This is a genomic window from Sphingorhabdus profundilacus, assembly GCF_009769755.1.
Lineage (GTDB): Bacteria > Pseudomonadota > Alphaproteobacteria > Sphingomonadales > Sphingomonadaceae > Sphingorhabdus_B > Sphingorhabdus_B profundilacus.
In genome coordinates this window covers 169923-183833 of record NZ_SDWJ01000002.1, presented here as the reverse complement: position 1 = coordinate 183833, position 13911 = coordinate 169923, and the positions used below count along the sequence as shown (strand labels likewise).

Genomic DNA, 13911 nt, shown 5'->3' with positions numbered 1-13911 from the left:
GGGCAATGACGGGCTTTAGCCGTCAAACAGATTGCCCTGATTTGGCGCGATACGCGGGGGCTTGGGCATGGCCGTTTTGGGGGATGCCGCCGCGCCATGCACCGTGGCACCGACCTCGCCATCGGCAAAGCGCAGGCCGACCTCACCCGCCTGAAGCGCCGCGTCCCGCGACAAGATGGTCTTGCCCTGGTCATCGGTCACCCGGGCAAAGCCGCGTTTCAACGGCGCTTCGGGATGCAGGCTGCCCGCCAGCCGCGCGAGCGCGTCCAGCCTTTGCTGCCCCTGATCCACCCGCCGTACCAGCACACGCGGATGCAGCATGCGGACAGGGCCGGAAAAGGCAAGTTCCGCCTTGCCGACCCGCGTCCTGAGCGACTGGCGCAACCGTTCGGCCAGTTCATCAGTGCGTTGCTGGTGCGGGGCGGACAGGTCGGACAATTTGGGCATCAGCCGTCGCTGCGCTTCCAGCCGTTCGGTGGCGCGATCCATTTGACGGCGAACCGCGCCTGACATGCGAAGCGCGGCCTGACCGACATGTTGCAGCAATTCGCTGCGGACGGGTACCGCCATTTCGGCGGCGGCGGTGGGGGTCGGCGCGCGGACATCGGCGGAAAAATCACATAGGGTGGTATCGGTTTCATGGCCAACGGCGGAGATGACCGGAATGGTGCAGCCAGCCACTGCGCGCACGACAATTTCTTCGTTGAACGCCCACAGATCCTCAATCGACCCGCCACCGCGCGCGACGATGACAAGATCGGGCCGTGGGACCGGGCCATCGACAGGCAGGGCGGAAAAGCCATTCACTGCACGGGCAATCTGGGCCGCCGCGCCTTCGCCCTGCACCAGCACGGGCCAGACGAGGACATGGCTCGGGAAACGGTCGGCAAGACGGTGGAGAATGTCGCGGATCACCGCGCCTGTGGGCGAAGTGACAACGCCTATGGTGCGCGGAAGCGCGGGTATCGAGACTTTCTTCTGGGGTGCGAAAAGCCCCTCTGCCGCAAGGCGCGCCTTCAGCTTTTCAAACAGCAACATCATCGCGCCTTCGCCTGCGACTTCAAGGCTTTCGACCACGATTTGGTAATTCGACCGGCCGGCATAGGTGGTCAATTTTCCGGTGGCGATGACCTCCAGCCCGTCTTCGGGGGCAAAAGGCAGGCGGGCCGCGCCGCCCTTCCACATCACGGCGTCAAGGCGGGCATTCTCGTCCTTTAGGCTGAAATAAATATGGCCCGATGCCGCGCGCTTGAAACCTGAAATCTCTCCTCGGACCCGGACATGGCCAAAGCGGTCCTCAACCGTGCGTTTAAGCGCAAAGGACAATTCCGACACGCTCATGGCCTGGGCATTGTCGCCGGGGCGCTCCTCGGCTAACAGGCGGCCTGTAGGGGCGTCGGGATCAGAATAGGGATCGTTTTCGGACATGAATATATTGCTCATCGGTTCAGGCGGACGTGAACATGCGCTCGCGTGGAAACTCGCGCAATCTCCGTCATGCGATACACTTTTCGCGGCCCCCGGCAATCCCGGCATCGCACAAGAGGCAGAGCTGGTCGATATCCAGATCGCTGATCATGGGGCGGTCATCAATTTTTGTGCTGGCCATGATATCGGATTGGTCGTGGTCGGCCCGGAAGCCCCTTTGGTCGATGGTCTGGGCGATTCGCTGCGCGCGGCGGGAATCGCTGTGTTCGGCCCGAACCGGAACGCGGCCCAGCTCGAAGGGTCGAAAGGCTTCACCAAAGATATGTGTGCGGCCGCAAATATTCCCACCGCCGGTTACAAGCGCCATGACAGCAAGGCATCGGCGCTGGCCGGGCTGGACGCGTTCAAACCGCCCTATGTGATCAAGGCCGATGGGCTGGCCGCAGGTAAAGGGGTCATCATCGCCGAAAGCCGGGCCGAGGCAATGGCGGCTATCGAGGATATGTTCGGTGGCGGATTTGGCGATGCCGGGGCCAGTGTGGTTCTGGAAGAATTTATGACCGGCGAGGAAGCAAGCTTTTTTGCGCTGACCGATGGCCATGATGTCGTCGCCTTCGGCTCGGCACAGGACCATAAGCGGGTGGGTGATGGGGACACCGGCCCGAATACAGGCGGCATGGGCGCCTATTCACCCGCACCGGTCTTGACAATGGCACTGCAGGACGAGGTGATGGAACGGATAATCCGGCCGACTGTCGCCTATATGGCGGCGCAGGGCATGCCCTATATCGGGGTGCTATTTGCCGGGCTGATGCTGACCGATGAAGGGCCGAAGCTCATTGAATATAATGCGCGTTTTGGCGACCCTGAATGTCAGGTGTTGATGATGCGGTTCCGCGGCGATCTTGCCGCCCTGATGCTGGCGGTGGCAAAGGGGGGGCTTGCCGCCGCGCCGCAGCCCGATTTTGCACCGGATTATGCCTTGACCATCGTCATGGCGGCCAAGGGCTATCCCGATGCGCCGCAAAAGGGCGGGGTGATTTCACTGAATGAAGGAACAAACGCCAAGCTGTTCCATGCAGGAACGGCAGAAAAAGATGGCCAGCTGATCGCTAATGGCGGCCGCGTCCTCAATGTCACTGCCACCGGCCTTTCGGTAACCCAAGCCCAGAAGGCGGCCTATACTGCGGCCGATGCCATTAATTTCCCCTCCGGCTTTTATCGCCGCGACATTGGCTGGCGCGAAGTTAGGCGCGAATCCGCAGAACATACCGCATAAATGCAGCGACCCCTGGCCGATGACGTCGTTCATATTTTGTCGTCCGGACTCTGATTACTATCTCGCGCTTTTGCTCTCCCCAAAATTTGCAAGATCAGGTACAGGGGTATCGCGAGCCGTTTCCGGGAGAAAATAATGTCTGAAAATCTGATGATTGTTGTGGGCGTTGTCGTCATCATCGTGGCTTTGTTATGGTGGTGGTTTGCATCAGGTTCTTCCAAAAAAGATACGCCGTCGGGAAGTGTATCGCCACCAAAGGAAATGTCGGCACCCCCGGTTGCCGCCACACCTTTGCCTGTTGCGGTTAAAACTTCACCTTCGAAACCTGCCGTTAAAGCAACACCTAAAAAAGCCACCGCACCAAAAGTCGCTTTAGCAAAGCCGTCGGCCGCCAAAGCAACAGCGCCCAAGGAAGTTGCAAAAGCCCCGGCAAAAGCCAAGACAGAAGTAGCAACCAATGCCAAGGTAGCGGCTGCACCCAAAGGCAAGGTGGCGCCCAAAATGACGGTTTCGGCAACGCCAAAAGCAGCGCCGAAAGCGAAACCAGCGGCAAAGCCAAAAGCTGTCGCGAAACCCGCGATCCCGGACAATCTGGAATTGCTGAAGGGTGTGGGTCCAAAGTTGAACATACTGCTTAAGTCACTTGGCGTGACAAGTTTTACCCAAGTCGCCCAGATGACGGCCGCTGATATCGCCGAACTGGACAGCAAACTCGGGAATTTTGCCGGGCGCATCACCCGAGACAATTGGGTCGATCAGGCGAAGCTGCTGGTGGCTGGCGATGTTACCGGTTTTGAAAAGAAATATGGTGCCTTGGGCAGCGAGATTACCAAAGCCTGATCCTTTCCCTATCCCGCTAAAGGATGGCGATCACGCGTTTTTACGGGCGCGCTTGGGCCGAATCTGCAATTCGCCACCGCAATTGGGGCAGCGGCCGTTAAGCGGTCCGTCGACGCACGGCGCGCAGAACGTGCATTCATAGCTGCAGATCCGGGCATCGCCGCTGTCCCAAGCAAGCGGGGTGGTGCAACGTTCGCATTTTTCGCGCATTTCCAGCATGAAGCACTCCTATCGTCCGACTCGTTGTAAGGCTGTGCCGTGCATTTTGAGCCAGCGGTCAGCATCCTTTCGGTTGCCTTCATATAGCGTATCCAGCCAAGCGTAAAAAGCAGGGCTATGATCCATATGCCGCATATGCGCGACTTCGTGCGCGATGACCGAGCGGCGCACATAAACGGGGGTCATCACCAAGCGCCAGCTGAGCGATATCGTTCCCCGGCTGGAACAACTGCCCCAACGGCTGCGTGGGTCGCCCAATGACAGGCGCGGCACGGGCTCGTCGGCCTTTTCACAATAATGCCGGATTTCCTTTTCATAAATCCGCCGCGCCTCCGCCTTCAGCCAGCGCAGGATGCGGGCTTCAACCGATGCTTCGGGGCCACCGAGCCGGATCACGCCTTCGCCGCACCGGATTGTGCGCGGCCACTCTTCGCGCCATTCAATGAGATGGCTTTCGCCCTCCACCGCGATTTCGCCGCCCGGGCCTATGGGCGCTGCATCCGGCGCGCTTTGCAACCGCGCGGCAATCCATTCCCGCTTCTTCGACACAAAATCGAGCGCGACCGTAGTGGGAGTATAGTGGGGCATGGTAATCCGGATTTCGCGCTTCACCGCATCTGCGCGCATCGAAATACGGCGCGCACGCGGGTTGCGCCGGATCCGCACCGGAACGCTTTCGCCCTCGATATCTACCTCCGGGTCAGAGAGGCTGTTCAATAATATGGTTTTCAAGCGGTCCAGCATGCAGTTCGGATATTGCCCGACCTTTGACCGACATGCCAGCCTCATGTATCGTTTCGATACTGCCACTTACCAGATAATGCCATTCGGGCAACGGCTGTCCGGCGGCGCGCAGGACATAGGCACATGTGGATGGCAGCCAGACATAGTCATTAATCTTGCGCGGTGTCAGGCGAAGGCATTCGGGTACAATGGCTTTCCGGTTGCGATAATCGGCGCAGCGACATGTGCTCAAGTCAAGCAATTTGCAGGCGACATTAGTGGGATAGATACGTCCGGTATCTTCATCCTCCACCTTGTTCAGGCAGCATTTGCCACATCCATCGCACAGCGCTTCCCATTGTGCCCTGTCCAATGATTCAATGGGCGCTTCCCAGAAAGGTGCTTTAGCCATCAGTTGGTTCAGCGCACCCATTTTTCCAGTTCGGCCTCGACCAACTGGGGTGCGCCTTCATTGGCATCGGTCTTGGGCTGATCGGCGGGTAAAATGGCGATGGGTTTGCCGTCCGGGCCCATCAGATAGGGTGTCTGGCTATGGCTCATCAGGTAGTTTTCGGGCGATGCACCCTCGACGCGGCTGGAGTAGACCGCGAATTTCTTGGTTACATCGGCAATGTCGGCGTCACTGCCGGTCAGGCCAATGGCGCGGGCGTGGAAAGCGTCGACAAATTGTTTGAGCACGTCAGGCGTATCGCGCTTAGGGTCCACAGTAATGAAAATCGGCTGGATCCTGGCGGCCAATTCAGGCTTGGCCTTTTCAAAGTCTTTCAGGCCGGCCATCAAATTCTGCATGTCAGGCGTGCAGATATCCGGGCAATTGGTATAGCCGAAATAGACGATGCGATATTGGCCGTTAAATTCTTTCCAGGTTCGTTTTTTTCCATCCTGATCCGTCAACGAAAAATCGCCACCAATAGCCGCGCCCGCCAGCGGGGCCGCAGACAGTGGCACTTGAGCAGGGCCCTGATTACAGGCGCCGGGCAACATTAGGAACGGCGAAATGGCGAGCGAAAGAGCAAGGCGTGTTTTTTTGTTCATAGCGGCGCCAGACATGGTCTGCTAATGCACGGATATCAAGTTATTTGGGTATAGAAAAATGAAGCGGGTTTCGGTGTACAAGAATTTGGTTTTTGCAGGTGGAGCAGCGGCGATGCTGCCCTTGTCAATCGGCGTAATCGCGCCAGCGGCACAGGCGCAATTTTCAGACAGTTACAATTTCCTGAAAGCGGTGCGGGAACGCAAGGGCGAGGAAGCAGAAAAATTTCTGTCCGAGCCAGGCACCGTGATCGTCAATACGCGCGACGGTTCAACCGGCGAAACCGCTTTACATATCGTGATCCAGCGCCGGGACGCGACATGGTTGATATATTTACTTCAAAAGGGCGCAAATCCTGCCTTGTCCGACAAGAAGGGAACCACTCCTTTGATGCTGGCGACGCAGCTTGGCTATGTCGAAGGCATTGAAACGCTGATTGCAAAAAATGCACAGGTCGACCAGTCGAACCGGTCCGGAGAAACGGCTCTGATCCTGGCGGTGCAACTCCGCAATGCCGAAGCTGTCCGTGCCCTGCTCAAGGCCGGAGCAAACCCCGACAAGAAAGACAGCCGCGCCGGATATTCCGCGCGCGATTATGCACAGATGGACGGGCGTGCCGGTGCCATTGTCTCGATTATCGAAAATTTTGATAAAACGGGCGCCTCGAAAAAAGCAGACGATTTAAACTTCAAAGGCATTGGCGACAGCAAATAGTCCATATTTGGGCCAATTTCTTCCTCTTTCAAATCCGCCCCCACGTCTCCCGCTTTTGAACTTGTCTGTTCTACGCTTCGAAGAAGTATCGACCCCGGTTCGCCTTACTTCTGCACGGCATCCGAAATTGTCGCGTACAACATCGCGGCAGCGAAGGATAAGACCATGCCGGCAAACAGGGCGACGAAGGGGATTTGCAGTACGTCCATAATGGGCTCCTTTTTGAAATGATGAAGCCTTCAATAGATAGCGGCCGCATGGCCTTCCTTGATTTTGGTCAAATTTGAATTCTTTTTTCGGAACTATTTGGCACATCCTCTGATCTGATCTATCCTGCGAAAGGGTCGCTCTGGAGGAGAGCGAGAAATGAATCCGAACAAGGCTTTATGGGAAAAGGGCGACTTTACCCGGTTGGCGGCCTGTATGCGCGATAGCGGTGCTGCGCTGGTCGACGGCATCGACATAGGCGCTGATATGCAGGTGCTGGATCTGGGCTGTGGCGACGGCACCACCGCGATTCCGGCGGCGCATAAGGGCGCGCAGGTGCTCGGCGTCGATATTGCCAGCAACCTTGTTGCCGCAGGAAACGCCCGCGCCGCCGCGCTGGGCTTGCCCAACATCCGCTTTCAGGAAGGCGACGCCTCCGCCCTGACGGACCTTGCAGATAACAGCTTCGACCGCGTGGTCAGCATATTCGGCGCGATGTTCGCCCTCCGGCCGCACGATGTCGCCGCCGAAATGGTGCGCGTAACCAAGCCCGGCGGCAGGATCATCATGGGCAATTGGATCCCCGGCGACCCAACCTTGATCGCGCAGGTGCTGAAGGTCAGCGCATCCTACACGCCGCCCCCGCCCGAAGGCTTTATCAGCCCGGTCCTGTGGGGCAAGGACGACGAAGTTCGCGCCCGCTTCGCCGCGGCTGGCGTGCCGGAGGGTAACGTTGCCACTACACGCGAACTCTACACCTTCCGTTTCGACGGCGCGCCAAGCGCGTTTGTCGATCTGTTCCGCACCTATTACGGCCCCACCATGAACGCATTCGAAGCCGCAGAAAAGGACGGCCGCGCCGATGCGCTCTATGGTGAACTGGTCGCATTGTTCGAGCATGAAAATATCAGCGGCGACCCTGCGCGAACCGAAATTCCGGCGGCGTTTCTAAAAGTGGTGGTCAGCATTCCCTGAAGGCGCACGATAGGGTATGGTGCCGTAATGCCCGATGATCCCCTCATCGCCATTAAAACAGGTGCGCTCTATTTTGCGCTGATATTTGCGCTCGGGTTCGTGCTCGGGACAATCCGTGTCCTGTGGCTGGCTCCGATGGCGGGGGAGACGCTGGCCGTGCTGACCGAACTGCCCATCATGCTGACCGCGAGCTGGTTCGGGGCGCGCGGGATGGTCAGACGGCATAAGCTGAAGGTGATGCGTGACCGGGCGGTCATGGGTGCAGTCGCGCTGCTGCTTCTGTTCATTGTGGAGCTCCTGATGGCGGTGCTACTGTTTGGCCAGACGCTCCAGGCATGGTTGACCGGTGTGATCACAATGCCCGGACCAATTGGTCTGGCGGGTCAGATCCTGTTCGGCCTGATGCCTTTGCTGGTGCCCAAGCCGCGCAGCCCCAACTTGCCGGTTTAAACCTCTCCGCTGCGACCAAGCGGCAAGCCGCCACGTCTCTCACCATTCCCCAAAAGGAGAGGGGGTTCAGGCTTCAATATCCATGATAAGGCTCACACGCGATGCCGTCGTCGTCGCGGTCGAGATGCGGGGCATAGCCCGGTTGGCCCCGACGCAAAGGCGCTTTTCCGGCGGCACGCACGTCGGAGCAATAGCGGTAATAAACCGACTGCTCAGTAAAGCGCATCGCGGTCTTCTCCTCCTCCGATTTAATGGGGAAGTTGTAGACGGCCAAAAAGGTCAAAGCTGCCAATGGGGCTACGGCTTTAAGGGTCGAGTCGCGGGCCATCCGATGAAGATGGCATGGGGGTGGTTAAGAGGAGGTTTAAGGAGAAAACGCGCGCAAGTCGTCGTCGGGGTTAATTGGGGGCTCGCCTGCGGCGAGCAAGACGCGAAGAGGTAAAGTTCCTATCCCTCCACGTCATGCTGAACTTGTTTCAGCATCTTACTTTTAAGTGGCGAAAACTAAGACCCTGAAACAAGTTCCGGGTGACGTGTTTTGTCGAACGGGTCGCGGACGATTGCCCTGAAATAGGATGGCGGTGGTTAAGGGGGAGGGTAACTCGCCTGCGTCAATTGTTAACGAATAAAACGTTCAGCGCTTTGTACTTTTTTACAATAGAGTAGGCTCTTCGCTACCGTCAGCTTGCATCATTTTGAATTCTACTTTGCCACCATTGGCTTGCACGATGTCGAAGAGCTTAATCAATTTCTGTGTGAAGTCGTCACCTGCCAAGTTGTTATCAAGGCGCTGTCGTAGATAAAAAAGGAATGATGGTTCAATAATATACAGTTTAGACTCTGATTCGTGCCAGTCTAAAAGTGACATTTTCTTTCGCTGCTGGAAGTTTCCTAGCGCTTTTAATGCAGCATTTATCGACGCAGCAGGTATTGGCTCTTTCTTTGAACAAAGCCGATTAACTCGATCTATTAATTCCGAGTACGGAAGAGAAAATTTAAGGGGTTCGAGGGCAAATGATGCAAGAATCATTTCATAGGTAGCGTGTTTTCTGCGGCTTTGACGAGGGCCAGCTGCCAATTGTTCGTAATCAGCCTTGTGGTTTCCATATAGATTTTCTGCCACATAACGTTGAGCGGTTTCAATATCCTGTTGCAGGATATTTGCCTTCCGTTTGATTGAACCCGGGGTCATATCATGGGCGCTGGCAATCTCTTGGCAGATTTGCTGAGTTATGATTGGTAGACCGACTGACTCCTTAGCAATCTGGGATGTCGAAATTTTTGAATGCTTGATACCCAAAAGGTTGAAACCTTTTTCTGGTATTTTTGCTAGGTCTACTTCACTCCATTGCCCAACATCAATAAGTCTAGTTCTTCCAGTCAAGTCAGGGTTGGCTCTTGCGATGTCAACAGAATGATGAGTAGTACTAACTACCAGAACAGAAACGCCTTCGTCAGTGAAGGCTTTCCACTGTTGGAAAACTTCAGTTTTTACATCTTGTTCTAAATAATGAAAATCTTCCACTACTAACTGTATTGGCATTTGTTGGAGCAATGGTATTAGGTGCTTTGCACTTAGTGACGATTTAACTATTTCCCGTTTTATAGCATAGTCACCGGAGGCCGATACATCGAAACCAACTGTTGCCATAGCTTTAGCAAGCCACGACCATCCCGCTTCACCGCTAGCTCCAATTTTAGCGCCTAACTTCAGACCCCAAATGGTCGAAGCTTCGGCCAGCCTACTAAAATCTAAAGTTTCGAGCGCTGAAGCCCAAAATTCGCTCGCGCTCAATTTTCCTGAACACCTGATAACGAGCTCTTGTCGTTTAATTCGAGGTAAAACCTCTCGGTACAGAGATGTTTTCCCTGTCTTTGACGGGCCTGTCAAAAGACATATTTGTCCAGGATTATTCAGACCAGCCGATAGTCGCCGTTCATTGAGGCCCGAGTCTCGCTCGACATAGGTATATGTAGGCTTCCCAACTGCAGGAAAGACTTCTTCGATGGTTGGGCTGGCCATTACTCCGCCGCAACCCCCGCCTGCTCAAACATATCCACCCCATCATTCTCGGCGGCCGGCTCAATACCGATGATCTTCTTCTTGCGGTTGTCGAAGCTGTTCCATACCTGACCCCAATCGCCGCGGGTGCTGGCTTTGCTGTATTCGGTGGCGCGGGTTTCGAAGAAGTTGGCGTGCTCGACGCCGTTCAGCAATGGCGCGAGCCAGGGGAGCGGGTGGTCTTCGACCATGTAGATGGCGGGCAGGCCCAGCTGGCCCAGACGCCAGTCGGCGATGTAGCGGATGTAGCGCTTGATTTCCTTCGCCGTCATGCCGGGTACAGGGCCCATTTCGAAGGCGAGGTCGATGAAGCTGTCTTCCAGACGGACGACCTTTTGGCAGCAGTCGATGATATCTTCCTTCACTGCCTTGGTCAGGCACCCGCGCTCTGCACAGAAGGCGTGGAACAGCTTGGTGATGCCTTCGCAATGGAGCGATTCATCGCGGACGGACCAGCTAACGATCTGGCCCATGCCCTTCATCTTGTTGAAGCGCGGGAAGTTCATCAGCATGGCGAACGACGCGAACAACTGCAATCCTTCGGTAAAGCCACCGAACATGGCGAGCGTGCGGGCGATATCTTCATCGCTGTCGACGCCGAACTGGTGGATATAATCGACCTTGGCGGCCATTTCCTCATATTCGAGGAAGGCGCTATATTCGCTTTCGGGCATGCCGATGGTGTCGAGCAGGTGCGAATATGCCGCGATGTGCACGGTTTCCATGTTGGAAAAGGCGGTCAGCATCATCTTGACTTCGGTCGGTTTGAACACGCGGCCGTAATTTTCGTGGTAGCAATTCTGCACCTCGATATCGGCCTGCGTGAAGAAACGGAAGATTTGCGTCAGCAAATTGCGTTCGTGATCGGACAGCTTCTGCGCCCAATCGCGGCAATCCTCCCCCAGCGGCACTTCTTCGGGCAACCAGTGGATCTGTTGCTGGCGTTTCCAGAAGTCATAGGCCCAGGGATATTCAAAGGGCTTGTAGCTGTTACGGGCTTCTAAAAGTGACATCTGCTTGCTCCAAACGAAGTTTGTTTTGTGTTTCCCTCCCCCTTGTGGGGAGGGTTAGGGTGGGGGCCAGCCGCGTCTGCGGCTGAAAAATCTTGTGCCGTGTCGGCCACGGCATTGGTAATGGTCGTCAACACGCCTTCCAGATTATGATTGACATCATTGTTCCAGAAACGAATGACTTGATATCCTTCGGACTCCAAATATTTCGTGCGGATTGCGTCATGCGCTTTTCCGGCGTCGGTACCATGTTGGCTTCCGTCGACTTCGATGATGAGCTTTGCACCGTGCCATGCAAAGTCGACAGTGTAGGCACCCATTGGTACCTGCTTGCGAAAATGTGCTTCAGGAAAATTCTCCTTCAGCGCTCGCCACAATTTACGCTCCTGCGGTGTCATTTCGCGGCGCAACAGGCGCGCGCGATCGATTGCGTCGGGACGGAGTGCGAGGCGTTTCATATCGCGGGTGTGCGAGTCTTTTGCGGCGCAGACGCACCGCGCCCCCACCCCATCCCTCCCCACAAGGGGGAGGGGGAGTTAGCAACTACTGACACGCCAGACATTCTTCATAATCCGTCTGCGCCGCGAGTTCCATCACCGGTGCTTCGGCGGTGTTGTCCGCCTCCACCCCACCGGCAAAACCGGCGCGCTGGATGCTCTTCGAGCGCAGGTAATAAAGCGACTTCACGCCCAGTTCCCATGCGCGGAAGTGGAGCATGAGGAGGTCCCATTTCTCCACATCGGCGGGGATATAGAGGTTCAGCGAGGTTGCCTGATCGATATAAGGCGTGCGGTCGGCGGCGAGTTCGATCAGCCAGCGTTGATCGATTTCAAAGCTGGTCTTGAACGTATCCTTTTCCTCTGCTGAGAGGAAATCGAGATGCTGGACACTGCCGCCCTTTTCAAGGATGCTGTTCCAGACATTGTTGCTGTCCTTCGCCTTGGCTTGCAGCAGTTTTTCAAGATACGGGTTCTTGACGATGAAGCTGCCCGACAGGGTCTTGTGCGTATAGATATTCGCCGGGATCGGTTCGATGCAGGCGCTGGTGCCGCCGCAGATGATGCTGATCGACGCGGTGGGGGCGATTGCCATTTTGCAGCTGAAGCGTTCCATGACGCCCATTTCTTCGGCATCGGGGCAGGCACCGCGTTCGTTGGCGAGCATCATCGAAGCTGCATCTACCTGAGCGCGGATATGTTTGAAGAACTTCATGTTCCACGATTTCGCCAGCGCGCTTTCAAAGCCGACGCCGCGTGACTGCAGGAAGCTGTGATAGCCCATGACGCCGAGGCCGACCGAGCGTTCGCGCGCCGCGCTATATTTCGCGCGGGCCATTTCGTCGGGTGCGCGGTCGATAAAGTCCTGCAGGACATTGTCGAGCATCCGCATCACATCTTCGATAAACAGCTTGTCGACGCTCCAATCATCCCACGTCTCAAGATTGAGCGAGGAGAGGCAGCAGACCGCGGTACGGTCATTGCCCAGATGGTCGCGGCCTGTGGGCAAGGTGATTTCGCTGCACAGGTTGGACGTCGAAACCTTCAGCCCGAGGTCGCGGTGATGCTTGGGCATCGCGTTGTTCACGGTGTCGGAAAAGATGATATAGGGCTCGCCGGTTGCAAGGCGGGTTTCGACCAGCTTCTGGAACAGGCTGCGCGCATCGACGGTGCCGCGCACTTCACCGGTTTTGGGGCTACGCAGGTCGAATTCGGCCCCGTCGCGGACGGCCTCCATAAATTCGTCGGTCAGCAACACACCATGATGCAGGTTCAGCGCCTTGCGGTTGAAATCGCCCGATGGCTTGCGGATTTCGAGGAATTCCTCGATTTCAGGGTGCGAAACGTCAAGATAGCATGCGGCCGATCCGCGACGCAGGCTGCCTTGGCTGATGGCGAGGGTGAGGCTGTCCATCACGCGGACGAAGGGAATGATGCCGCTGGTCTTGCCGTTGAGGCCAACAGGTTCGCCAATGCCGCGCACACTGCCCCAATAGGTGCCGATACCGCCGCCGCGGCTGGCCAGCCAGACATTCTCGTTCCAGGTGTTGACGATGCCTTCAAGGCTGTCGTCCACCGAGTTCAGGTAGCACGAAATCGGCAGGCCGCGACCTGTACCACCGTTCGACAGAACGGGCGTTGCAGGCATGAACCATAATTTCGAGATATAATCATATAGCCGCTGGGCATGGTCCTGGTCATCGGCATAGGCCGCCGCGACGCGGGCAAACAGATCCTGATAGCTTTCGCCCGGCAACAGATAGCGGTCCTGCAATGTGTCCTTGCCGAATTCGGTCAGCAACGCATCACGCGACGAATCGGTCACGATGTTGAACCGACGCGCATCGACCGATTTACTGGACGCAGCTTTTTTGGCCGCCGCAGCAGGCTTTGCTGGCGCTTCGGTTTTTGTTCCGGCTTCCACCGTGATTTTTTCGAGCACGTCCATTATTCCTGTGGTCATATCGTCGGCCCCTTGGCCAGTGTCCCTGAAATCCATCTAACCCTGTCGCTCCATTCCTTTTGCGGCCCTTTGGCAGCGCAGGAAATACCCACGCGCAAGGCCGGCCCGTTACACTCTGACGAAAACTTGCGTTCCCGTCTTGTTCGACTCAGGGCACGAAAGCCCCACTTAGCATTTTTTGGACCTTAAAGGGGACTAAATTTAACTTGTCCCCAGCTTATCGACGGAAAAATATCCCCCGCCGGCGGAATCATGTTCCGCAGCTGTAAGCACAATCTGTGGTAATGCCCCCCAAGGCCAACCGCTACCTATAGTGCCTCAATCATTTTCAGACGCAAGAGGGTAAATGGTAAATTTACCATTCCATTCGTCGCTAATGTGATTCCATTCGTCGTACCCCCTGTGGGGTCGAAGGGGAGCGACGCGTGGATCTGCTAGGCATTTTTTTGCGCGCAAGATGGAAAATTGCGACAATAAAATTTTTCCGGTT

General features: G+C 56.4%; 15 protein-coding genes. 5 read left to right on the top strand and 10 right to left on the bottom strand.

Annotated elements, in window-relative coordinates:
• Window positions 1–15: 15 nt before the first annotated feature.
• Window positions 16–1428, bottom strand: coding sequence for an exodeoxyribonuclease VII large subunit (gene xseA / locus EUU23_RS08660; protein WP_160353757.1), 1413 nt, complete (start codon window positions 1426–1428; stop codon window positions 16–18).
• Here xseA and purD point away from each other — a divergent pair.
• Both purD and EUU23_RS08650 read left to right on the top strand, forming a co-directional pair.
• A complete protein-coding gene (purD, locus tag EUU23_RS08655; protein ID WP_160353756.1) occupies window positions 1427–2707 on the top strand; it encodes a phosphoribosylamine--glycine ligase in 1281 nt (426 codons plus the stop codon). The genes xseA and purD overlap by 2 nt on opposite strands.
• A gap of 135 nt (window positions 2708–2842) precedes the next feature.
• Window positions 2843–3547: a proton-conducting membrane transporter gene (locus tag EUU23_RS08650; protein ID WP_160353755.1), complete on the top strand. Its 705-nt coding sequence runs from the start codon at window positions 2843–2845 to the stop codon at window positions 3545–3547.
• Between the two features lie 30 nt (window positions 3548–3577).
• On the opposite strand, the gene EUU23_RS08645 is transcribed toward EUU23_RS08650, so the two are convergent.
• The 4 genes from EUU23_RS08645 to EUU23_RS08630 are packed head-to-tail and all read right to left on the bottom strand — an operon-like array spanning window position 3578 to window position 5545.
• On the bottom strand, window positions 3578–3766 hold the full coding sequence (locus EUU23_RS08645; RefSeq protein WP_160353754.1) for a DUF1272 domain-containing protein: 189 nt from the start codon (window positions 3764–3766) through the stop codon (window positions 3578–3580).
• Between the two features lie 9 nt (window positions 3767–3775).
• Window positions 3776–4510 carry a M48 family metallopeptidase gene (locus tag EUU23_RS08640; RefSeq protein ID WP_160353753.1) on the bottom strand — a complete coding sequence of 245 codons (735 nt, stop codon included), beginning with the start codon at window positions 4508–4510 and terminating at the stop codon, window positions 3776–3778.
• Window positions 4467–4901, bottom strand: coding sequence for a YcgN family cysteine cluster protein (locus EUU23_RS08635; protein ID WP_160353752.1), 435 nt, complete (start codon window positions 4899–4901; stop codon window positions 4467–4469). The genes EUU23_RS08640 and EUU23_RS08635 overlap by 44 nt, the downstream gene beginning before the upstream one ends.
• A gap of 8 nt (window positions 4902–4909) precedes the next feature.
• A complete protein-coding gene (locus tag EUU23_RS08630; protein WP_160353751.1) occupies window positions 4910–5545 on the bottom strand; it encodes an SCO family protein in 636 nt (211 codons plus the stop codon).
• Window positions 5546–5603: 58 nt separating this feature from the next.
• Between EUU23_RS08630 and EUU23_RS08625 the strand changes: the two genes are divergently transcribed.
• The 3 genes from EUU23_RS08625 to EUU23_RS08615 all read left to right on the top strand — a co-directional run bounded on the left by EUU23_RS08625 (window position 5604) and on the right by EUU23_RS08615 (window position 7889).
• Window positions 5604–6257, top strand: coding sequence for an ankyrin repeat domain-containing protein (locus tag EUU23_RS08625; RefSeq protein ID WP_179956535.1), 654 nt, complete (start codon window positions 5604–5606; stop codon window positions 6255–6257).
• Between the two features lie 366 nt (window positions 6258–6623).
• Window positions 6624–7439, top strand: coding sequence for a class I SAM-dependent methyltransferase (locus EUU23_RS08620; protein WP_160353750.1), 816 nt, complete (start codon window positions 6624–6626; stop codon window positions 7437–7439).
• A gap of 27 nt (window positions 7440–7466) precedes the next feature.
• Window positions 7467–7889, top strand: a complete 423-nt coding sequence (locus tag EUU23_RS08615; protein ID WP_160353749.1) for a hypothetical protein — start codon at window positions 7467–7469, stop codon at window positions 7887–7889.
• A gap of 73 nt (window positions 7890–7962) precedes the next feature.
• On the opposite strand, the gene EUU23_RS14150 is transcribed toward EUU23_RS08615, so the two are convergent.
• The 5 genes from EUU23_RS14150 to EUU23_RS08590 form a co-directional block, all read right to left on the bottom strand.
• Window positions 7963–8115 carry an excalibur calcium-binding domain-containing protein gene (locus EUU23_RS14150; protein WP_246156392.1) on the bottom strand — a complete coding sequence of 51 codons (153 nt, stop codon included), beginning with the start codon at window positions 8113–8115 and terminating at the stop codon, window positions 7963–7965.
• Window positions 8116–8541: 426 nt separating this feature from the next.
• Window positions 8542–9912: an ATP-binding protein gene (locus tag EUU23_RS08605; RefSeq protein WP_160353747.1), complete on the bottom strand. Its 1371-nt coding sequence runs from the start codon at window positions 9910–9912 to the stop codon at window positions 8542–8544.
• Complete coding sequence (locus tag EUU23_RS08600; protein ID WP_160353746.1) at window positions 9912–10964, bottom strand: ribonucleotide-diphosphate reductase subunit beta; 1053 nt, start codon at window positions 10962–10964, stop codon at window positions 9912–9914. Before EUU23_RS08600 ends, EUU23_RS08605 begins: the two co-directional genes overlap by 1 nt.
• Window positions 10952–11419, bottom strand: coding sequence for an endonuclease domain-containing protein (locus EUU23_RS08595; protein WP_160353745.1), 468 nt, complete (start codon window positions 11417–11419; stop codon window positions 10952–10954). The genes EUU23_RS08600 and EUU23_RS08595 overlap by 13 nt, the downstream gene beginning before the upstream one ends.
• A gap of 85 nt (window positions 11420–11504) precedes the next feature.
• Window positions 11505–13421 carry a ribonucleoside-diphosphate reductase subunit alpha gene (locus EUU23_RS08590; RefSeq protein ID WP_425505108.1) on the bottom strand — a complete coding sequence of 639 codons (1917 nt, stop codon included), beginning with the start codon at window positions 13419–13421 and terminating at the stop codon, window positions 11505–11507.
• Between the last annotated feature and the right edge of the window lie 490 nt (window positions 13422–13911).